Below are 22,063 nucleotides of genomic sequence, written 5' to 3' on the forward strand. Positions count from 1 at the left end.
CCTGTTATCTGCTCTTTTTTTCCGGCTATTTACTTTTACCTAAGAAGCGCTTCTTGCGTCGCGTCCGGCTTTCGTTGGATGCGGTTAATGAGCAATGTTATCTCTGGCCAGGGCCAGGGGAAAACGACTGAGAATTACGCCTATGCTGCAGTTCATACTCCGGCGTCTGGGGCTTGTCATCCCAACGTTCATCGGTATTACATTATTGACCTTCGCGTTTGTTCATATGATTCCGGGCGATCCGGTGCTTATCATGGCAGGCGAGCGCGGTATTTCCCCAGAGCGTCATGCTGAATTGATGGCGATGATGGGGCTCGATCAGCCGCTGTGGAAACAGTATCTGCACTATATCTATGGCGTGCTGCATGGTGATTTAGGCATTTCACTGAAAAGCCGCATTCCCGTCTGGACCGAATTCGTCCCGCGCTTTAAAGCCACGCTTGAGCTGGGGATGTGCGCAATGCTGTTTGCGGTCTGCGTCGGGATTCCGGTCGGCGTTATGGCTGCGGTGAAACGTGGCTCGGTGTTTGATCACACCGCCGTCGGTATTTCCCTCACAGGCTACTCCATGCCGATTTTCTGGTGGGGCATCATGCTGATTATGCTGGTTTCGGTGCAGCTCAACCTTACCCCGGTTTCTGGCCGTGTTGCGGATACCGTGTTCCTGGACGACAGCCATCCACTGACCGGTTTCATGCTGATTGATACATTGATCTGGGGTGAGCCTGGCGACTTCAAAGATGCGGTCATGCACATGATTTTACCCGCTATCGTGCTGGGTACGATTCCGCTGGCGGTCATCGTGCGTATGACGCGTTCTTCCATGCTGGAAGTGCTGGGTGAAGATTATATCCGCACGGCGCGTGCGAAAGGCCTGACGCGTATGCGCGTCATTGTCATTCACGCTCTGCGTAATGCGATGTTGCCGGTTGTCACCGTGATTGGCCTGCAGGTCGGCACCTTGCTGGCAGGCGCTATCCTGACCGAAACCATCTTTTCCTGGCCGGGCCTGGGACGCTGGTTAATCGAAGCGCTGCAACGCCGTGACTATCCGGTTGTGCAGGGCGGTGTGCTGCTGACGGCAATACTGATTATCCTGGTCAATCTGCTGGTTGATCTGCTGTATGGCGTGGTGAATCCGCGCATACGTCATAAGAAATAAGGGGGCATCATGTCTGTTGTTGATCCCGCAAGCGTAAATATTGCACCCAAGCCGATGACCCCGATTCAGGAATTCTGGCACTACTTCAAACGTAATAAAGGTGCGGTAACCGGCCTGGTTTACATCGTGTTAATGCTGTTGATCGCCATCTTTGCGGATGTACTGGCACCGCACGGCCCAGCCGAACAGTTTCGTGATGCTCTGCTGCATCCTCCTGTCTGGCAGGAAGGCGGAAACTGGAGCTACATCCTGGGCACCGACGATGTCGGCCGCGATATTTTATCGCGCCTGATGTATGGCGCGCGCCTGTCGTTACTGGTGGGCTGCATGGTGGTGGTGCTGTCGCTGATTTTTGGCGTCATCTTTGGTTTGCTGGCCGGTTATATCGGCGGGGCGGTTGATGCCACGATTATGCGCCTGGTGGATATTATGCTGGCGTTGCCAAGCCTGCTGTTAGCGCTGGTGCTGGTAGCCATTTTTGGCCCGTCGATCGTCAACGCTTCTATCGCGCTGACGTTTGTCGCGCTGCCCCACTATATCCGTCTGACGCGCGCGGCGGTGCTGGTTGAAGTCAACCGGGACTACGTGACCGCTTCTGGTGTGGCGGGGGCCGGTATGCTGCGCCAGATGTTCGTGAATATTTTACCTAACTGTCTGGCACCGCTGATCGTTCAGGCTTCGTTAGGCTTTTCCAACGCCATTCTCGACATGGCGGCGTTGGGCTTTCTCGGTATGGGTGCGCAGCCGCCAACGCCGGAGTGGGGCACCATGCTCTCCGACGTATTGCAGTATGCGCAAAGTGCCTGGTGGGTGGTGACTTTCCCTGGGTTAGTCATTCTGCTTACCGTGCTGGCATTTAACCTGATGGGCGATGGTTTGCGTGATGCACTCGACCCGAAACTCAAGCAGTAAAGAGGCACCGAGATGGCGTTATTAAATATAGACAAATTGTCGGTGCATTTCGGCGACGAGAAGGCACCGTTCCGGGCAGTCGATCGCATCAGTTATCAGGTTGAGCAGGGCCAGGTCGTGGGCATTGTCGGCGAGTCTGGCTCGGGTAAATCCGTCAGTTCTCTGGCTATCATGGGATTGATTGATTTTCCCGGCAAAGTGATGGCAGAAAAACTCGAATTCAATCAACGGGATTTGCAGCGTATTTCTGAAAAAGAGCGTCGCCAGTTAGTGGGCGCTGAAGTCGCGATGATTTTTCAGGACCCGATGACCAGCCTGAACCCGTGCTACACCGTGGGCTATCAGATTATGGAAGCCATTAAGGTGCACCAGGGCGGTAATAAAAGTACCCGCCGTCAGCGGGCAATCGACTTACTGGATCAAGTGGGCATTCCCGATCCTGCCTCGCGTCTGGATGTTTATCCTCACCAGCTCTCAGGCGGGATGAGCCAGCGCGTAATGATTGCGATGGCGATTGCCTGTCGTCCAAAGCTGCTGATTGCTGATGAGCCCACCACCGCGCTGGACGTAACGATTCAGGCGCAGATCATTGAGCTGTTGCTGGATCTGCAACAGCAGGAAAACATGGCGCTGATCCTGATCACGCACGATCTGGCGCTGGTGGCAGAAGCCGCACATCACATTATTGTGATGTACGCCGGGCAGGTTGTGGAGAGCGGCAAAGCGACCGACATTTTTAAAGCACCACGTCATCCTTATACGCAGGCTCTGCTCAGGGCGTTGCCGGAATTCGCGGCGGATAAAGCGCGGCTGGCCTCCTTACCCGGTGTTGTGCCTGGAAAATACGATCGCCCGTTAGGCTGCCTGCTTAATCCACGCTGTCCTTATGCCAACGATCGTTGCCGTAAAGAAGAACCTGAACTGCGGACGATTCCGGGACGTCAGTCCAAATGTCACTATCCGCTGGACGATGCCGGGAGACCAACTTATGAGTCCTGATAATACTAAGCACGAGTATCTGCTACAGGCCATCGACCTGAAAAAACACTATCCGGTGAAGAAAGGATTGTTTGGTCAGGAGCGGCTGGTAAAAGCGCTGGATGGCGTCTCTTTTAATCTGGAACGTGGTAAAACCCTGGCGGTTGTCGGTGAGTCGGGTTGTGGCAAGTCTACGCTGGGCCGTTTACTGACCATGATAGAAACACCGACAGAAGGGCAGCTCTATTGGCACGGCCAGGATTTGTTAAAACACGATCCTCAGGCGCAGAAGCTGCGTCGGCAGAAAATTCAGATCGTGTTTCAGAATCCGTACGGCTCGCTGAATCCGCGCAAAAAAGTCAGCCAGATCCTGGAAGAACCTCTGGTGATTAATACCTCACTCAGCAAAGCGGAACGTCGCGAAAAAACGCTGGAGATGATGGCCAAAGTGGGACTGAAAACTGAGCATTACGATCGTTATCCGCATATGTTTTCGGGTGGTCAACGTCAGCGTATTGCGATTGCCCGTGGCCTGATGCTTGAGCCAGACGTGCTGATTGCCGATGAGCCGGTTTCAGCACTGGACGTGTCGGTACGTGCACAAGTGCTTAACCTGATGATGGATCTACAGCAAGAGATGGGGCTGTCCTATGTTTTTATCTCTCATGATCTTTCCGTGGTAGAGCATATTGCCGATGAAGTGATGGTGATGTATCTGGGTCGTTGTGTTGAAAAGGGCAGCAAAGAGGCGATTTTTGCCAATCCGCGCCATCCTTATACACAAGCGCTTCTCTCTGCCACGCCGCGACTCAATCCTGACGAGCGCCGCGAACGTATTAAGCTGACCGGCGAACTGCCCAGCCCGCTCAATCCGCCTCCGGGCTGCGCATTTAACGCGCGCTGCCGGCGTCGCTTTGGCACCTGCGTTCAGCTGCAGCCTAAGCTCAAGCAGTACGGTGATCAGCAGATCGCCTGCTTCGCTGTTGATCAGGATGAAAACCAGCTGATGGAATCAGGTGAAACTGCCAGTCAGCCTTAACATACTGGCGGGCGGAATCCTTGCGGGTAGAAACGGCCAGGATTCCGCCATCAAGATGCAACGCTTTCATCGTATTACCCGGCCCGGCCCGATAACATTACGGGCCTTCCCCTTCTGCCCCGCCTGTCTGTAAGCGCCCCGATAATGCCTGGTGTTTTGTTCAATGCGACAGCTCATCCAGTGAAAAACACCCTGTGACGTATTCGAATGAGGTCATGCCTGGCGCGCTGCGTTAACGCAACCTTTGCGGCAAGCCGAATCATTAGCCTCACTGTCCAGAATGGAGATGCAGCGGGTTGGATTAAATGGTCAAACAAACAGCGTTTTTCTCTGTGCTTTTTCAGACTTTCAGTTCCATTCATTTACGAGAGAATAACCTCTCAATTTTTTTAATTTTCGGATGGAAGAAAAAAAGTCACTGTCCCGAAAAGGCGTAAAAGGCAACGTTTTCAACATTGAACGGTTTTTATCCGGTGATAATTAGCACAGTAATACTTTACTAACCGTAATTCGATAACCTAAAAATCTCTCCAGCCGGTCACAAAAAGGCCAGTAAAACCCGAAAGCGAATGAGGTTTTTTTTTACCTGTAAATACAAAAGGTTGTAACAGCAGCTATCCTGATGTTAGCGATCGCTAAGATGTTAATTATTTGTGATGATATTTAACTTAAAGTTGTCTCAACAATTTTTAGTGATATATGTGAAAAGGTACTCATTTATTGCTAAAGAATGGCTATTAGCATTAAGCTTTCTTATTGAATATGTCGGTTTTGTAACCAGAATTATCTCACTGTGTTTAAATTATTATGATATATTCCTGGAAAAATCCTCCCTCTGTTGTAGGCCATGGTCTATGAAAAATTACGACGACTTACAGCGTTTTAAGGAAAAGACAAAAACGCTCGACATCGCCTTTCAGGATATGTCAGGCCAATCGCAGGAAGCGGCGGATAAAAGTAAATGGTCTCTCATTCGTCAACTGGCGTGCGAAGAGACGCAAATGCCTTTCAGTGGTGGCCAACGCATTGATCTGCCACAGCCACAACCGATTCAGGGTGATGAATTCAGCACGACTGCTGTGGCCGCGTTATCTCCGAATGTGAACAAGCCTGCAGCGGCGTCTTCCAGCTCCATCATGAGCAGCCTGAACGGCAATGAACCTCATGTTGAAGTGGTGGTGCCCGTTTCAACCTCTTCCACTTCATCCCTGTTCCCGGCACCCGCAGCGCAATCCGTCTCTGCAGAGGTGCAGAAAACAGCAGAGGCTTCTCCCGTACAGGAGAACGCAATACCGACACCGCCTGTCACGGCGCAGCCGAATCGTGACGCGCCTGCCGAGACGGACAATGGCCGCTTTAGCGGACTGTTCCGCGCGCGCAACAGTGGATCAGAAAATTTACCGAAAGAAACGTTATTAAAACCGCTACTGGAGAAGATTGCCTTATGCCGTTAGTTTGTGTGTGCTCGCCCAAAGGTGGGGTGGGGAAAACTACGTTGGCAGCCAATCTGGCCTGGAGTCTGGCCCGCTCGGGTAGCAAAGTGTTGGCAATCGATTTTGATGTACAGAATGCATTGCGCCTCCATTTTGGCGTGCCGCTGCATGACGGGCGGGGTTTTGTTGCACGTTCTGAAGAACAGGCGGACTGGAGCCAGTCTATTCTGACCACCGGCGGGAATATTTTTGTTCTCCCCTATGGCAATGTCACTGAATCCCAGCGTGAACGGTTTGAAGAGAACCTGGCGAAAGATCCTCACTTTATCAAGCGAGGTCTCGACACCTTACTGAACTATCCGGGTCTGGTCATGGTTGCGGATTTTCCTCCCGGCCCCGGGCCAGCGCTTAAAGCAATCAAGGCATTAGCCGATATGCATTTGGTGGTGATGTTAGCCGATACCGCCTCAGTGTCGTTATTACCCCATATTGAGGAAAATCGCCTGATTGGTCAGCCGCTGAATAGTAAACATGGGCATTATTTTGTTCTGAATCAGTGTGACAATCGTCGAAATATTAATCGTGATGTGACCGCTTTTATTCAGCAACGTCTCGGCGATAATCTTTTGGGCCAGATTCATCGCGATGAAAGCGTGGGCGAAGCCAATGCATCACAGCAGTCTGTTTATGATTTTAGCCCTTCATCCGCCGCTGCCTTTGATATTGAACTGATCGCCAAACGTGTCGCCAGTACGCTGAATATCACTGTAGGTAATGGCGAAGTTCAGGCTCAGATTCACACCAGCAACTACTAAATGTAATGACCTGGCTTGCCAGGTTTAAAAAAACAGCTCTTTTCAGGGTGGGACATGAGTAAAATCGGGTTTTACCTGCTGCTGCTGGTGCTTGCACCTGTTGCCGCGGTGATCATTATCACGCCGATGGATAGCCAAAAGCAGTATATTTTTGGCTTGATCAGCATTGGTATGGTGTTTTTGTTAGGGGTAAGCAAAAGCCGTAAAATAACGGTGGTAATGGTTATTCTGTCCGCCCTGATGTCATCCCGGTATATATGGTGGCGAACGACTGAAACCCTGTATTTTAATTCGGAAATCGAAGCGATTCTTGGCATCGGCTTATATATTGCCGAGCTGTACGTCTGGCTGATTTTAATCCTGGGTTTCCTGCAAACCACATGGCCCTTAAAACGTACTATTGAACCCTTGCCGGAAGACACCAGCTTATGGCCGACGGTTGATGTCTATGTCCCGACCTATAACGAAAGCCTCGACGTCGTGCGTGATACGGTGCTGGCGGCTCAGTGCATCGACTATCCACGCGATAAAATAAAGGTTTACCTGCTTGATGACGGTAAACGCAGAGAATTTGCCGTTTTCGCTGCCGATGTCGGCGTGGGTTATATCACACGTGACGATAACAGCCATGCTAAAGCCGGTAATCTGAATCACGCGATGAAGATCACCAAAGGTGAGCTGATCTGCGTGTTTGACTGTGACCACGTCGCGACCCGCACTTTCCTGCAGGCCACGGTTGGCCCGTTTCTGACCGATCCTAAGCTGGCTCTGTTGCAGACGCCGCACTACTTTTATTCTCCCGACCCTTTTGAGCGCAATCTGCGTGCGGCTCGCAGTATCCCAAATGAGGGATCGCTGTTTTATGGCCCGGTTCAGCAGGGCAACGACAACTGGAATGCGACTTTCTTCTGTGGTTCCTGTGCCGTGATTCGTCGTTCAGCGCTGGAAGAGATCGGTGGTTTCGCTGTAGAAACGGTCACCGAAGATGCGCACACTGCGCTGAAAATGCAGCGTCTGGGCTGGGGCTCGGCGTTTCTGGCGATTCCGCTGGCGGCGGGGCTGGCCACAGAGCGCCTTGGGCTGCATGTGATTCAACGCACCCGCTGGGCACGCGGTATGACACAGATTTTTCGCGTGGATAACCCATTGTTGGGACGAGGCTTAAAATGGCAGCAGCGGCTGTGTTACCTGAATGCCATGTTGCATTTCCAGTTCGGTCTGCCACGTGTGGCCTTCCTGACCGCACCGCTGGCCTATCTGTTGTTTAATCTGAATATCATCCATTCGTCGGCGTCGCTGATTTTCGCCTACGTTTTGCCGCATCTGGTGCTGTCTCTGTACGTTAACTCACGCATGAATGGCCGTTTCCGCTACACCTTCTGGGGCGAAATTTATGAAACGGTGATGTGCTTCCATCTGGTTATCCCAACGCTTATCACGCTGCTTTCACCCAAACATGGGAAATTTAACGTGACGGATAAGGGCGGAGTACTGGATCAGGGCTTCTTCGATTTCCATATCGTACGTCCACACGTGATTGTCGCCATTTTGCTTAGCATTGGCATTGTTGCGGGCGTTGTACGTGCCACGATGCATGACTATTTTGGCGTTGACCCCTACGTGATTGCGCTCAATGTAGGCTGGGCTGTCTTCAGCTTGATCATTTTAATGGCGGCGATTGCTGTGGCACGCGAAACCAAGCAGGTACGAAAAACGATTCGTATTGAAGTGCAGATTCCGGCCATTATCCATTACGCCAGCGGTATCTCATCCCGCACCATGACCAGCGACCTGTCGATGGGCGGTGCGAATCTGGATGCACCGGATAACCGTCATGAGCAGGATACGATTGAAGAGATCGATCTGTTACTGAAGTCAGGCACCATTACTATCCCGGCGACTAAAATCTCGGGCGATGAAGAAAGCATTCGTCTGAGCTTTGGCGCGATGCCGCTGGCGCGTCGCCGTGAGCTGGTCCGTGTGGTGCTGGCACGTGCTGATGCATGGATCCAGCCTGAATATAAGCAAGACAACCCGTTAACCTCTCTGGGAACCATCATTCGTACGGTTTTCGAACTGTTTTGGCTGACCTGGATAGATCGTCGTGAGAAACGTAAGAGCGGCCCGGACGTTGCGGCGAAAGAGGACAGCGCAGTATGAGGATCTTGATACAGTCGATGCTGGCGGGTTCTCTGTCGGCAGTGCTGTGGGTCATGCCGGCCTCGGCTGAAACGCCTCTTTCAGAGAGCAGCGTAGTGCCGAATAACAGCGCGGCACCGAATAGCAGTGCTGCGCCGAATAACAGCGCGGCACCGAATAGCAATGCTGCACCGAATAACAGTGCCGCACCGAATAGCAGTGATGCGCCGAATAACAGTGCCGCCCCGAACAGCAGTGCTGCGCCGAATAACAGCGCGGCACCGGGCAGCGATCCTGCTCTGACTCGCCACACTGACGGTACGACAGGTAACCCGGCGGCACCGGTTGGCAGTACGGGTTTGCCTGAGAACAGTACGGCACCCGCCAGTAGCACCGCGCCCGTTAATGAAGTGACTTCGGGCGCAACCGCCTCGGATACGCCAAAACCGAATGGCGAAGGGGTACCCGCCTCCGTAGAGACATCGTCCGACAGTAGCCGTTCGCCCGTTACCCAGGACAGCAGCGCGTTATCACATGTTCCACCGCCAGCCGGTCTCGATAATGCGGAACCGGGTCTGGAGGCCGCCGCTGGCGCCACGCCTTACAGGCCAGGCGAGGCCGTTACCGCTGTCGGCACGACATCCCTGGCCAGCAGCATGCTCAACCAACCGGTGAGCAGCACGCTGAACGTGGCACAGATGGGACAGCGCCAGGGCATTACGCTGACCGGCGGTCAGCTACAGTCAGGCATTATTTTTACGCTGCCAGGCGATGAGGTGGTGACCAACGCCCGTCTTAACCTGTCACTGCGCGTCTCTCAGGCGCTGGCTGCGCGCAACACCTCACTGCAGTTGATGTTAAACGGACAACCGCTTGGCACGCTCCCGCTGGGGTCGGGTGACAGTGATGAAAGCGATTATCAGCTGGACATTCCGGCGGCGATGATTGTGTCTAACAACAATTTGAGCTTCAAAATTAACGACGCCGATAAGCTGCTGTGTGAAAAGGACAGTGCAGAGCAGTATCAGGTAACCATTCTGCCTAAAACAATGTTGAGCCTTGAGGGCCAGCAGTTAAACATCGGTACCAGCCTGCGTAATTTCCCACGGCCATTTGTCGATCCGCAGCGTATGACCGCAGCGGAGGTGACGTTTGGCTTTACCAGCAATGTCGCGCCAGATGCGGTGACGGCGGCGGTGCTGGTGGCCTCCTGGCTGGGCATCCAGAGTGATTACCGTGGCATTAATTTCCCTGTGGTGCGCGGTAATCTGCCGGAAAAAAACGGCATTCTGTTTGGTCACCCTGGTGACAAGATTGGCACGTTAACCTTTCCTGCCAGCAGTGGCCCATCTTTGCAAATGGTCGATAACCCGGGTAATCCGGTTTATAAGCTCTTGCTGGTCAGTGGTGAGGATGAAAGTCAGCTGCGCCAGGCCGCCAATCGTCTGACCATCCAGCCTCTTACCACTGACGGCAACAGCTTGCAGGTCAAACCGCAATCCATAGCCAGCCGTACGCCTTACGATGCACCGCACTGGATCAACACGGCGCATCCGGTACGACTGAGTGAGCTGCTGCGGAAAGATCAAAGCCTAACGGCGACCGGTATCTGGCATGATGCGATGCGGGTGAATTTCCGGGCAGCACCCGACCTGTTCCTGTGGGATGGCGATTCGGTTCCGCTGTATCTGCACTACCGTTTTCCGTCAGAAAACTGGATTGACGAGAAAAACTCGCTGCTTAACGTTACGTTAAACGGCACTTTCCTGCGTAATCTGACGGTCAATAAAGTGGGGTTGCTGGAGAGTGCGTGGCACCGCTTAGGCGGTGATGCGCGTCAGGAGCACTATCAAATCAACCTTGATCCCTATCTGATTTATGGCGACAACCAGCTGGCGCTCTATTTCAACATCAAGCCAAAAGCCGATGCGCCCTGCGGTGTATTGTTGAACAACAACATCAAAAGCCGTATTGAAGACGACTCATGGATTGATTTAAGCCATACGCGGCACTTCAGTATGTTGCCGAATCTCTCATACTTTGTCGGTGCCTCCTTTCCGTTTTCCCGACTTGCTGACTTTTCACAGACCACGCTGCTCCTGCCTGCGAATCCCAGTGATGCGGAGATATCAACACTATTAAATCTGTCCGCCAGGGCCGGTAATGCCACGGGCGTGGCGCTGGCACAAAACCAGGTACTCTTTGGCTTGCCAAATGGGGGCAATAATCTGGCCCGCGTTCAGCAAAGCGACTTACTGGCAGTGAGTACCACAGGCAACAGCGCGTTTAACCAGGCAATGCTGGCAAACTCACCCTATGACGCCAGCGGCAGTGCGATAGGGGTGAAAGAACCCACGACGCTCGAAAAGTTACGCAGCTGGCTGATGGGTGACTGGAATCGTCAACCGCTGGATGCCGATCGCTATTTCTCTTCGAATGAGTCCTGGCGTGGCTTTTTAAGCTATCGCTCAATGTGGAATCCAGATCGCCTGGTGGTGATGGCAGTGGCGACTAGCGATGATCAACTGCTGCGCCTGCATGATGATTTGGGCTCCGCCCGCATCAACGCCGCGGTGCGGGGTGATACCGCGATTATGACTGATGAGAACGGTATCCGGAGCTTCCGGGTAGGTCCGCAGTTCCCCAGCGGTGAAATGCCGTGGTACATGATGGTGGTGTGGTATGCCAACCAGCACTCGGTATTGATGGCGCTGACGGCGCTGTTGCTTTCCGCCGTCGTAGGGAGTGCTGCGTGGGTTATGCTGAAACGACATGCTTCGCGGCGACTACAGCCAAAACACGATCGCGATGCCGGTAAGAAGTAAGGGCCATAATAATGAATAAAAACCAAATCAGTGCCGGTATCTGTCGTGCGTTGTTACTGGGTAGCGCGCTCTCACTGTCTCTGCCGCTGCAGGCGGCGGAGAGCAGCAATCCAGCGTTACAGGCGCTCTTTGATCAGGCGGCTTACTGGCATCAAAAAGCCCATGACGATCTGGCAAAAGCGTCGCTGCAAAAAGTGTTAATGGTTGAGCCGAACAATAGCCAGGCGCTTTATCTGCTGGCGCTTTATTCACAGCAAAGCGGTGACAGCGCAGGGGCGATGCAGTATCGCACGCGTCTTAGCCAGGTTTCGCCTGACGATCCGCACCTGTCTGAACTGGATAATGCCCGTCAGTTGCAGACCATTCCTCAGGCGCAGCTCTCTTTGGCTCGCCAGCAGGCAAGAAGCGGGAATATCGCGGCTGCCTTACAGACCTGGCGTAATACGTTCAGCGGCAATGAACCGCCACCCAGCGTTGCCGCCGAATATTACCTCACCATGGCCGGTGACCGCACGCTGCTGCCGCAGGCTATTGAAGCGTTACGTGCTTTTTCAGCGCAGCATCCGCAGGATACGGGTGCCAAACTGGCGTTGGGTAAGGCGCTGACTTATCAGGACCCTACCCGGCGTGAAGGCATTGACTTGCTCAGTACGCTGGCAAGCGGCAATCAGGATGCCGATCGTTCTCTTCGTCAGGCGCTGTTGTGGCTCGGCCCGCAGACGTCGGACGCGCCGCTCTATCAGACCTGGCAGCAGCGGCACCCCCAGGATAATGCGGTAATGGACTATTACCGTAAAAACGTGGGAGGGGCAGAAAAAGGCGCAGGTTTTAGCGCGCTAAACAGCGGCGACGTGAACAGCGCGCAAAGCAATTTTGGAAAGGTGTTACAGGCCAACCCTCAGGACGCGGATGCGCTTGCCGGAATGGGATATGTGGCACAACGAGAAGGCCGTTACCAGGACGCAGCGGATTATCTGGAGCGTGCGGCGCAACTGGGCGGCGATCAAAGCGCCGATCGCCAGAAGCAGGCAGCCGATGCCCGTTTTTATGCACAGTTAGCCAGCGCTCAGCAAGCATTGAAAAATGGCGACAGTGCACAGGCACTGGCGATCAGCGAACCGCTTACGCATGCAGAAGGCGAGAAGGGCGTGGCGGCGGGCTTATTCCGCGCCGACATTTTGCGCCGCAGTAATCAACCCGACCAGGCGGAGCAGGCTTACCGCGCGATACTGAAAAACGATCCCGATAACCGCAGCGCGCGCGAAGGGTTGTTCTATGTACTGCGCCAGCAGAACCGCAGCGCTGAAGCCAATACGTTACTGGCTTCGCTGCCCGAAAGCGTCAGGCAAAGTGTGGCGCCGCGAGGCAGCAGCGTTGACCCGATTCGCCAGCAGGCGAAACGTCAGGTTGCGGCAGGTAATATCAGTGCCGCTATTGCAACACTGCAGCAGGGCATTCAACGTTATCCGCAGGACGGCTGGTTGCGTCTCGACCTGGCGCGTCTTTACCGCCAGCAAGGGAATACCATGCTGGCTGCGGGCGTCATGCAGCCGGTCATGCGCAGTGGTGCCAGCATCACAGAACGCTATGCGGGCGCGATTAACGCCAGTGAAAGCGGTGCCTGGCAGCAGGCAAGTTCGCTGCTGGCGCAGATCCCTGCCAGCGCCCAAACCCGTGATATGCGGGAGCTGGCCCAGCGTGTGAATTTCAATCTGCAGATGGCGACGGCCGATCAGTATCTGGCACAAGGATCGAATGCGGCGGCGGCAAACACGTTAAAAGCGCTGGCGGTGAATCCGCCAGATAACCCGGTTGATGCCGGAAACCTGGCGCAGAAGCTGGCGAAAGCGGGCGATATCACCACGGCGGTGGCCGTGGTGCGCGGTAATATGCAGCGCGGTGTTCAGGGTAATGTTGGTGATTATGCTACTCAGGTAGCCGTACTGAATCAGGCCGGACTGGACAATGAGGCGCAGCGTTTTCTCAGCTTGCCAGAACTGCAGGCACGCAGCACACCAAAACAGCTGGCAGATATACGCGAAGGTTATCTGATTAACGATGTTGATCGGCTACGACAGCAGAAACAGTATGCCGCTGCCTACGATAAGCTGGTTGGTGCACTGCAGCGCGATCCGCAAAACCGTGATTTGATGTTTGCCATGGCCCGTCTCTACCAGGACGGCAAAATGAACAAAGACGCGGGCGTGGTTTACGATTACCTGATGACGCAGGATACGCCCTCCCAGGATGCGCGCGTTGGGGCCATCAATGTCGCACTGGCACAAAACAACGTGCAGCGTGCCAATGAACTGACCCGTGGCCTTACACAGAGCCAGACACCGCAACGTCAGTTGCTGCTGGCTCAGGTCGCCGAGGCCAATGGCGAACATACGCAAGCCATGCGTTATTTACGCGCTGCACGCGGGCAGATTATTGGTCTGCAAGGCGCACAGGCTGGCGCAACGCCTACCATTGGTGGACTGGCGCTGGCCGACAATCCCTTTATTAACCGCAGCACTTCCCCTGTTGGACACACGCCGTCCAGTTATGGCACCGTGCTGCCGTGGCAGGTTGCCCCGGTCTCGGCAGAGGGATCGCAGGATGTCGCCGTTGCCCGTGCCAACACGGTTCCTTCGCAGCAGGCACAGACGTTGCACGACATTGACACCATGATGGAGACCCTGCAGGAGAAAACCGGCACCTGGGCGCAGGGCGCGGTACAGGTCCGCGGGCGTGACGGCGAGTCAGGGCTGAGTCAATTGACGGAAGCTAAAGCACCGTTGACCTTCTCCACCGTGCCGTTTGGCAATGCGCGGTTCAACTTTACGATGACGCCGGTTTCACTCACCGCCGGAAGCGGTGCAGGCGATGCCTGGCGTCGTTTTGGTACGAATGCGCTGGAGCAGGGCAAAGTGGTGGCTGCCGGTATCGCCAAAATTGATGATGTTCCCAATGCCACGACCGATTCGCAAAGCGCATCCGGCGTCGAGCTGAATCTGGCACTCCAGGGCGATAGCTATAAAATCGATCTCGGCAGCACGCCGCTGGGCCAGGATCTCAATACGCTGGTGGGTGGTGTGCAATGGTCGCCGAAACTCACGGATTTCCTGACGCTGATTCTGACCGGTGAGCGCCGTGCGATTACCGACAGTCTGCTGTCTTATGTCGGCACGGAAGATAAATCCAGCGGTAAACGTTGGGGTAACGTCACCAAAAACGGTGGCAACGCATTACTGAGTTATGACAATGGCGATGCCGGTCTGTTTGTCGGGGCTGGCGCTTACAGCTACGTGGGGAATAACGTAGCCAGTAACAACAACCTGCAGGCTAATGCAGGTGTTTATGTCCGTCCCTTTTATGCTGACGACCGTGAACTCAAGGTGGGCATGAGTTTGTCGTGGATGAACTTCTCGAAAAACCTCAGCTACTTTAGCTATGGTCAGGGCGGCTATTTCAGCCCGCAGGACTATGCGTCCATCTCCTTCCCGATCGACTTCTCGCGCACGTTTGACGATCTTAAAGTCAATATTGGCGGTGCCGTGGGCTATCAGAGCTACAGCCAGGATAAGAGTGCGTATTTCCCGGGCGATGCATCCCGCCAGGCGCAGCTGGAAGCGCTGGCTGCCAACGGCAATGTGAAAAGCGCCTTCTATGACGGCAACAGCAAAAACGGTGTAGGTTATAACCTGCATGCGGGCGCGGATTACAAAATTGATAAAGATGTCACGATTGGCGGGCAGCTGGGTTATGACACCTTTGGTGATTATAACGAGAGCACCGCACAGCTCTATTTCCGTTATCTGTTCGGAGAGAAGTAATGAGTGAAGCATTTGGCGGGGGAACCCACCCGCATCAGCCCGGCTGGTTTGATCTGGTCAGCGTACTGGTCGAAGGGATGATTGCCAACGCCGGTCAGGAGCAGGCAGAGGCTTTTCTGTACAGCATGGGTGAATCGCTGGCGGCGCGCTATCCTTTACCTGAATCGCGTACTGTGCAGGATCTTGAACGCGAGTTTAATCTGCAACTGGCCCGGTTTAACTGGGGATTTGTTCAGCTACAGCCGCAGGAAAATGCCGTGTTAATTAAGCATTATGCATTACCTGCAGGCGACAGCAATCAGCCGGCCGCACACTGGCAGTCGGCATTGGGCGCCATACTGGCGGGATTGTTTTCCGGCTGGTTTCAGGGGCAGGGCGGCAGCAAAGCAGTGCCGGTTGTGCTGGAACTGAACGATGGCAATACCATGCATTTTCGATATCAATAAGGTGCTCTGATGAGAGTTAAGCCAGTGTGGTCAGGTGTTCTGGTTTGTTTTATGGTGATGTTTTTCAATGCCCAGGCAATGGCAAATGGCTGGGATACGTATAAGAGCCGTTTTCTTCAGTCAGACGGACGCATTATTGATACGGCGAATAATAATGTCAGTCATACAGAAGGCCAGGGTTATGGCATGTTGCTGGCGGTAGCCTACAACGACCGTGCAACCTTCGATCGGCTCTGGACATGGACGCGTACCACCCTGCGCAATCCGCAAAACGATCTGTTTTACTGGCGCTATGTCCCCACCGCTCAGGACCCCATCGCGGATAAAAATAATGCTTCCGATGGCGATGTGTTGATTGCATGGGCATTACAACGTGCGGCGCAAAAATGGAATGTGGCCGACTACCAGCAGGCATCAGATCGTATTCAACGTGCGATAGTCAAACTTGATGTGGCGGACTTTGGTGGTTACACCGTGCTGATGCCTGGCGCGCAGGGATTCAATAAAAACAGTTATGTTGTTTTAAATCCCTCTTATTTCTTGTTTGTCGCTTGGCAGGAGTTTGGTCAGCGCAGCCATTTACAGGTCTGGAACAAGCTGATTGACGGTGGGATGACGCTGCTGGGTAAGATGCATTTTGGCAACAGCGATCTTCCACTGGATTGGGTTGCGCTGAATGCGGACGGTTCAGTGGCCCCCGCGGTCGGTTATTCGAACCGCTTTAGTTATGATGCCATCCGCGTACCGCTGAATATCTGGTGGTACGATCCACAAAGCCTGGCGCTGGGCCCTTTCCAGCGTCTCTGGCAGGGTTACGGTCGTATGAATACGCCGGCCTGGTTCGATGTCCTGGCCAATACGGCAGCACCTTACCATCTGGAAGGCGGCTTGCTGGCGGTGCGCGATCTGGTGCTCAACGAAACGGGCTACCTGAGTGACAAACTGGCGCCTGAGCAGAACTACTTTTCTGCCAGCCTGCAGCTACTGACCTGGATGGCTTATCAGGAAAAGCATTGATAACTGTCTGAATCGCAACGGCGGCATCCTTTCGTTATTCGCCACTGAAAGGATGCGGCTGTGGCAAATTTCGCTTTTGCTGTCTCCGCCTTTCTGAATCCTCTGCTTCCGCCGCCTTAAGCCACAAAAAAACGCTGCGATAGGATATACTTGACGCGCTTTTCTTGACGGATATCTACGCTCTTAGCGAGCCGGGAGTAAATTTTTGCGCGTAAGCCGATCACTTACGATAAAACAGATGGCGACGGTTTCTCTTATCGCGACGGTGACCATCAGTATTTTTATCGTTATTCAACTGTTCCATTTTGTGCAGCAGCGCAGGATTGAATACGCCCAGCAAATGGAGAATATCGCGCACACCGTGCGTCAGCCCCTGTCTGATGCCGTATTAAAAGCTGATATCCCTCAGGCCGAACGCATCCTTAACTCACTTAAACCGGCAGGCATTTTGTCGCGTGCGGATGTGGTGTTGCCGAATGCTTTTCAGGCGCTACACGCGAATTTTGAAAACGAAAAACCGGTGCCCAGGCTGGTGGCCCGCCTGTTTGAGCTGCCGGTACAAATCACGCTGCCGCTCTATTCGGTGGAGCATACGGGCTTACCCAAGCCGCTGGCTTATCTGGTGCTGCAGGCCAACTCATCGCGTGTTTATCAGTTTATCCTGAGTACGCTCTCTACGATGATTGTCACCTATCTGCTGCTGGCGCTGATCCTCTCCGTCTCCATTAGCTGGTGCATCAACCGGTTGGTTGTACATCCACTGCGGCGTATTTCACGTGAAATACAGGAATTGCCGCCCCAGTCGATTCTTACGCATAAACTGACGCTGCCGGCGGATCACCGCGACGACGAAATCGGTATGTTGATTCGCAGTTACAACCGCAATCAACATGTACTGGAGTCCATTCATGACGAGATGAGTCGGTTAACAACGCATTTTGACGTCACCGACCTGCCTAACCGGGCGCTGTTTGTGGCGTTGCTGGAACAGTTCATCGGCTATCGACGGCAGGCCTTTAGTATCATGGTCATCCGTATTGAGACCTTACAGGAAGCGAATGGCGTACTAAGCGATGAGCAGCGCGATACGCTGATGTTGACGCTGGTCGAGAAAATTCGCAGCACCCTTGATGACCACACCGTATTAGCGCAGATCACCACCAGTGATTTTGTCTTGCTGATGAAATCGGCCAACACGCCGTTCCGCGCCCTGCGTCTGGCCCGCAATCTGATGATTCGCCTGAATCAACCTGTAAACCTGCATCAGCTACAGCTGCGGCCTAACGCCAGTATCGGTCTGGCATTAAGCGAAGAGCGCGATACGACGGGCGCCGTTGAGATGCTGGACAGAGCGACCTCGGCAATGATGTCCGCGCGCCGGCTGGGGAAAAATCAGATCCTGTTTTTTGACGCTGCATTGACCGAACGCGCGCAAAAACGGTTGACCCAGGAACACGATATTTTACAAGGCCTGCACGACGACCAGTTTGCCCTCTACCTGCAACCACAGATCGATATGAGGACCGGTAACTTAGCCGGGGCGGAAGCGCTGTTGCGGATGCGTCAGGCTGACGGGAGTTACGGTTTACCGGAGGAGTTTATTGCCAGTGCCGAAGAAATCGGGGTGATTTCTGCCATCGGCCGTTGGGTGTTTGAAGAAGCCTGTCGCATTCTGGCGGGCTGGCAGCGCCATGGCATGACGGTGCCGCTAAGCATCAACATTTCTGCCGTACAGTTACGTGATGCCAGCATCGTCAGCCATTTGCAATCGCTGTTGGCGCGCCATTCTATCGCGCCGGGCTCGCTGGTGCTGGAGATGACCGAAACGGCGGAGATCGGCGATGCTGAACAGGCCATTTCCCTGCTACGCATGCTGCAAAAAACCGGTGTTGCTGTCGCGCTTGATGACTTCGGCATGGGGTATTCCAATCTCAACTACCTTCATCAGTTCAAGTCATTACCTGTTAACAAGCTGAAAATGGATCGCAGCTTTGTCGCCGCCTTACCCGAGGATGACACCATGGTTCGCATCGTTGCTGCCATCGCGGATATTATCGACCTGGATGTGATTGCCGAAGGCGTGGAAACCTGCGAGCAACGCGACTGGCTGCTTGCGCGTGGTATCACGATTGGTCAGGGCTATCTCTATTCTGAGGCCGTCCCGCTGGCGCAGTTTAACGAACAATGGATTGGCAAGCCGCCACTGCACGAATAACCCTCTGATTCCTTGATTTTGCAAGAATTTTAGTTACAAAACCCCTTGCTGAAGCGTTTCAGTTCAGAATTACGCTTGTATCATTTCCCCTGACTTTGCAGCCCTGTATTAATCACGTAAACAGAGTGTTATTTTCTGTCAACTGTCTGGTCCGGCCTGCCTTGCCAGCCAGTCACAATAAAAAATCCGACAACATTACCCTATTCGTTAGTGGATACCTGTTTATGAAACTATTTAAAAGCCTTTATTTCCAGGTTCTGGTCGCCATTGCCATTGGTGTACTCATGGGCCATTTTTATCCAGAATTAGGTACCCAAATGAAGCCGTTAGGGGATGGCTTCGTTAAATTGATCAAGATGATCATTGCACCCGTTATTTTCTGTACGGTTGTGACCGGTATCGCCGGAATGGAAAGCATGAAAGCCGTGGGCCGCACGGGTGCGGTTGCGCTGCTCTACTTTGAAATCGTCAGTACCATCGCGCTGATGATTGGTCTGATCGTGGTTAACGTCGTCCAGCCTGGTGTGGGCATGAACGTCGACCCCGCGACGCTGGATGCGAAAGCCGTGGCCATTTATGCCCAGCAGGCCGAGCAGCAGGGCATTGTTGCCTTCTTACTGGATGTGATTCCGGGCAGCGTGATTGGTGCCTTCGCCAGCGGTAATATCCTGCAAGTATTGCTGTTTGCCGTCCTGTTCGGTTTTGCGCTGCATCGCCTGGGCAACACCGGCACCTTAATTTTCAACGTGATCGAAAGCTTCTCCAAAGTTATTTTTGGCATCATCAATATGATCATGCGCCTTGCACCTATTGGGGCATTTGGTGCCATGGCCTTTACCATCGGTAAATATGGCGTCGGTTCACTGGTACAGCTTGGGCAGCTCATTATCTGCTTCTATATCACCTGTATTCTGTTTGTGGTGGTGGTACTGGGGCTGATTGCGCGCGTGTTCGGTGGCTTCAGCATCTTTAAATTCATTGCCTACATTAAAGAAGAGCTGCTGATTGTGCTGGGAACCTCCTCATCAGAATCCGCACTGCCACGTATGCTGGATAAAATGGAACGGCTGGGTTGTAAGAAGTCCGTTGTCGGATTGGTGATTCCAACCGGTTATTCCTTTAACCTGGATGGCACCTCAATCTATCTGACGATGGCGGCCGTCTTTATCGCCCAGGCAACCAATGCCCACATGGATATCTTCCATCAAATCACGCTGTTGGTCGTATTGCTGCTCTCTTCGAAAGGCGCAGCCGGGGTAACGGGCAGTGGCTTTATTGTCCTGGCGGCGACGCTTTCGGCAGTGGGACATTTACCGGTTGCAGGTCTGGCACTGATTTTAGGCATTGACCGCTTTATGTCCGAAGCACGTGCGCTGACCAATCTGGTGGGTAACGGTGTTGCAACGGTGGTCGTGGCAAAATGGGTCGATCAGTTGGATAAAAAACAGCTGGGCGACACGCTGGCGGGCAAAAATAAGGCAAAAAACCCGTCAGAATCGGCGATTTAACGCTTGAATGTGATTTAATCCTCTCAAATGCCCGCTGTCACTTGCCCTGACAGCGGGCATTTGGATAATAAACCCCACTTGTTTTTTTCAACGTTTTTCACTTCGTTGCGTGACATCCCGGTCTTCCTGTGGTCAAACCTGTTGTTAATGATCGGCAGCGCGAATCGGCAATGATCGGTCCGCTTATAAACGCGGCTAAACGTGCCAGTGATAACGATTTTTGAATTGTTTGAGTAGGGGTTCACATGCAGGGCACCAGAATTCGGCTTTTGGTTGGTGGATTAGTGCTGGCAGCGACCAGTTACGGTGTGCCAGCAGAAACGCTGCAACCTGATCCAGCCTGGCAACAGGGAAGACTGGATAACGGATTTAACTGGCAACTGTTGGCAACACCGCAACGGCCAAGCGATCGCATTGAATTGCGTATGGTGGTAAACACCGGCTCACTGGTAGAAAGTGCGCAGCAAACCGGTTTTAGCCATCTTCTGTCACGTCTGGCGATGGTGCATAACACGGCGCTGGATACTAACCAGCAGCGCGCTTTGTGGCAGCAGAGTATCGATCCACAGCGACCTTTACCGCCCGTTATTTCTTCGTATGATTACACGCAATACAACTTAAGCCTGCCTAACAACCGTCCTGAGCTATTGAAAGAAGCCTTGAACTGGCTGGCGGCTACGGCAGGGGATATGGCCATTACCAATCAGGTGGTGGACACAGCCTTGTCCGCTTCTGACCCGGTAAGAACCTGGCCGGCGGATACTCAGGATGTCTGGTGGCGCTATCGTCTGAAAGGGTCGGCATTGTTAGCGCATGACCCGGCTGAAAAACCGCGCGCGCCGGTGGACACCGCGCAGCTGAAAAGTTTTTACCAGCAGTGGTATACGCCAGATGCGATGACACTGTATGTCGTCGGTAACGTAGACAGTCGCAGCCTTTCCGAGCAGATCAACAAAGCGTTCTCACCGCTGGAAGGTAAGCGCAGCACGCCAGCGGCGATGCCTACGCTGTCGCCTTTACCGCACGATCCCGTCAATCTGGTCAGCGGAGCATTAACGCAGGACAGGTTGTCGCTTGTCTGGGATACACCGTGGCAGCCCATCCGGGATTCGCAGAACTTACAGCGTTACTGGCGAGGCGATCTGGCGCGTGAAGCCCTGTTCTGGCACGTTCAGCGGGCCATGAGCAACAGGAAAGCACAAGGTGTGCAGGTTGGCTTTGACTGTCGGGTGCTGTACCAGCGCGCGCAGTGTTCCATCAATATGGACACGCGCAATGACAGTCTTGAACAGAACATGAATCTGGTCGCTCGTGAGCTGGCTGCCGTTCGCGATAACGGTTTGCCTCAGGACGAGTTTGATGCCCTGATGGCGCAAAAGCTGCTGGAACTGAATAAGCTTTTCACGACCTATGCCCGCACAGACACTGACGTATTGATCAGCCAGCGCTTACGTTCTCAGCGCAATTCAGTGGTGGATATTGCCCCAGAGCAGTATCAAAAGCTGCGTCAGGATTTCCTTGCTGGCTTAACGCGCGATCAGCTGAATCAGGAGCTGCGTCAGCAACTCAGCCAGGAATTAATGATGGTGTTGATTCAGCCGGAAGGCGAAACCGAAACCAATGTGAAAAGCCTCAAGTCGGGCTGGGATAAGCTCATGACGCCGCCCGCGACAGCATCTTCACCGACGATCAGCAGTGATGCCAGCCAGCCGGAGAGCAGCGCCGCAGGTGACGCAGCGCCTCCGGCTTCCTGATC

The 22,063-nt window shown here is 53.7% G+C and carries 14 protein-coding genes; all 14 read left to right on the forward strand.

Features of this window, described 5'->3' with window-relative positions:
• The first annotated feature begins 142 nt into the window (after positions 1-142).
• The 14 genes from dppB (at position 143) to A6A26_RS05810 (ending at position 22,061) form a co-directional block, all read left to right on the forward strand.
• Entirely contained in the window at positions 143-1,162 is a 1,020-nt protein-coding gene (dppB, locus tag A6A26_RS05740; protein ID WP_063877857.1) for a dipeptide ABC transporter permease DppB, read from the forward strand.
• A 9-nt stretch (positions 1,163-1,171) separates the two neighbouring features.
• Entirely contained in the window at positions 1,172-2,074 is a 903-nt protein-coding gene (dppC, locus tag A6A26_RS05745; RefSeq protein WP_063877858.1) for a dipeptide ABC transporter permease DppC, read from the forward strand.
• Positions 2,075-2,086: 12 nt separating this feature from the next.
• On the forward strand, positions 2,087-3,073 hold the full coding sequence (gene dppD, locus A6A26_RS05750; protein WP_063877859.1) for a dipeptide ABC transporter ATP-binding protein: 987 nt from the start codon (positions 2,087-2,089) through the stop codon (positions 3,071-3,073).
• The gene (gene dppF, locus A6A26_RS05755; protein WP_063877860.1) at positions 3,063-4,091 is read left to right on the forward strand and encodes a dipeptide ABC transporter ATP-binding subunit DppF; all 1,029 of its coding nucleotides are present in this window, start codon (positions 3,063-3,065) and stop codon (positions 4,089-4,091) included. The genes dppD and dppF overlap by 11 nt, the downstream gene beginning before the upstream one ends.
• An 854-nt stretch (positions 4,092-4,945) precedes the next feature.
• Positions 4,946-5,545 (forward strand): cellulose biosynthesis protein BcsO, encoded by a 600-nt coding sequence (bcsO, locus tag A6A26_RS05760; protein ID WP_063877862.1) that lies wholly within the window; start codon positions 4,946-4,948, stop codon positions 5,543-5,545.
• Positions 5,536-6,339 carry a cellulose biosynthesis protein BcsQ gene (bcsQ, locus tag A6A26_RS05765; protein WP_063877863.1) on the forward strand — a complete coding sequence of 268 codons (804 nt, stop codon included), beginning with the start codon at positions 5,536-5,538 and terminating at the stop codon, positions 6,337-6,339. The genes bcsO and bcsQ overlap by 10 nt, the downstream gene beginning before the upstream one ends.
• A gap of 54 nt (positions 6,340-6,393) precedes the next feature.
• Positions 6,394-8,499 carry a UDP-forming cellulose synthase catalytic subunit gene (gene bcsA, locus A6A26_RS05770; protein WP_063877864.1) on the forward strand — a complete coding sequence of 702 codons (2,106 nt, stop codon included), beginning with the start codon at positions 6,394-6,396 and terminating at the stop codon, positions 8,497-8,499.
• Positions 8,496-11,303: a cellulose biosynthesis cyclic di-GMP-binding regulatory protein BcsB gene (gene bcsB / locus A6A26_RS05775; RefSeq protein WP_063877865.1), complete on the forward strand. Its 2,808-nt coding sequence runs from the start codon at positions 8,496-8,498 to the stop codon at positions 11,301-11,303. Before bcsA ends, bcsB begins: the two co-directional genes overlap by 4 nt.
• Before the next feature lie 11 nt (positions 11,304-11,314).
• The gene (locus A6A26_RS05780) at positions 11,315-15,121 is read left to right on the forward strand and encodes a cellulose biosynthesis protein BcsC (protein ID WP_063877867.1); all 3,807 of its coding nucleotides are present in this window, start codon (positions 11,315-11,317) and stop codon (positions 15,119-15,121) included.
• Positions 15,121-15,567 (forward strand): cellulose biosynthesis protein BcsD, encoded by a 447-nt coding sequence (bcsD, locus tag A6A26_RS05785; protein WP_063877868.1) that lies wholly within the window; start codon positions 15,121-15,123, stop codon positions 15,565-15,567. Before A6A26_RS05780 ends, bcsD begins: the two co-directional genes overlap by 1 nt.
• Before the next feature lie 9 nt (positions 15,568-15,576).
• Positions 15,577-16,584, forward strand: coding sequence for a glycosyl hydrolase family 8 (locus tag A6A26_RS05790; protein ID WP_063877870.1), 1,008 nt, complete (start codon positions 15,577-15,579; stop codon positions 16,582-16,584).
• A 205-nt stretch (positions 16,585-16,789) separates the two neighbouring features.
• On the forward strand, positions 16,790-18,799 hold the full coding sequence (gene hmsP, locus A6A26_RS05795; RefSeq protein WP_074180986.1) for a biofilm formation regulator HmsP: 2,010 nt from the start codon (positions 16,790-16,792) through the stop codon (positions 18,797-18,799).
• Between the two features lie 218 nt (positions 18,800-19,017).
• Positions 19,018-20,307 carry a dicarboxylate/amino acid:cation symporter gene (locus A6A26_RS05800; RefSeq protein WP_172823917.1) on the forward strand — a complete coding sequence of 430 codons (1,290 nt, stop codon included), beginning with the start codon at positions 19,018-19,020 and terminating at the stop codon, positions 20,305-20,307.
• A gap of 245 nt (positions 20,308-20,552) precedes the next feature.
• Positions 20,553-22,061, forward strand: a complete 1,509-nt coding sequence (locus tag A6A26_RS05810) for a M16 family metallopeptidase (RefSeq protein ID WP_063877874.1) — start codon at positions 20,553-20,555, stop codon at positions 22,059-22,061.
• Positions 22,062-22,063: the final 2 nt, after the last annotated feature.

The sequence above is a fragment of the Pantoea sp. OXWO6B1 genome (genome assembly GCF_001641135.1).
GTDB classification, from domain to species: domain Bacteria; phylum Pseudomonadota; class Gammaproteobacteria; order Enterobacterales; family Enterobacteriaceae; genus Pantoea; species Pantoea allii.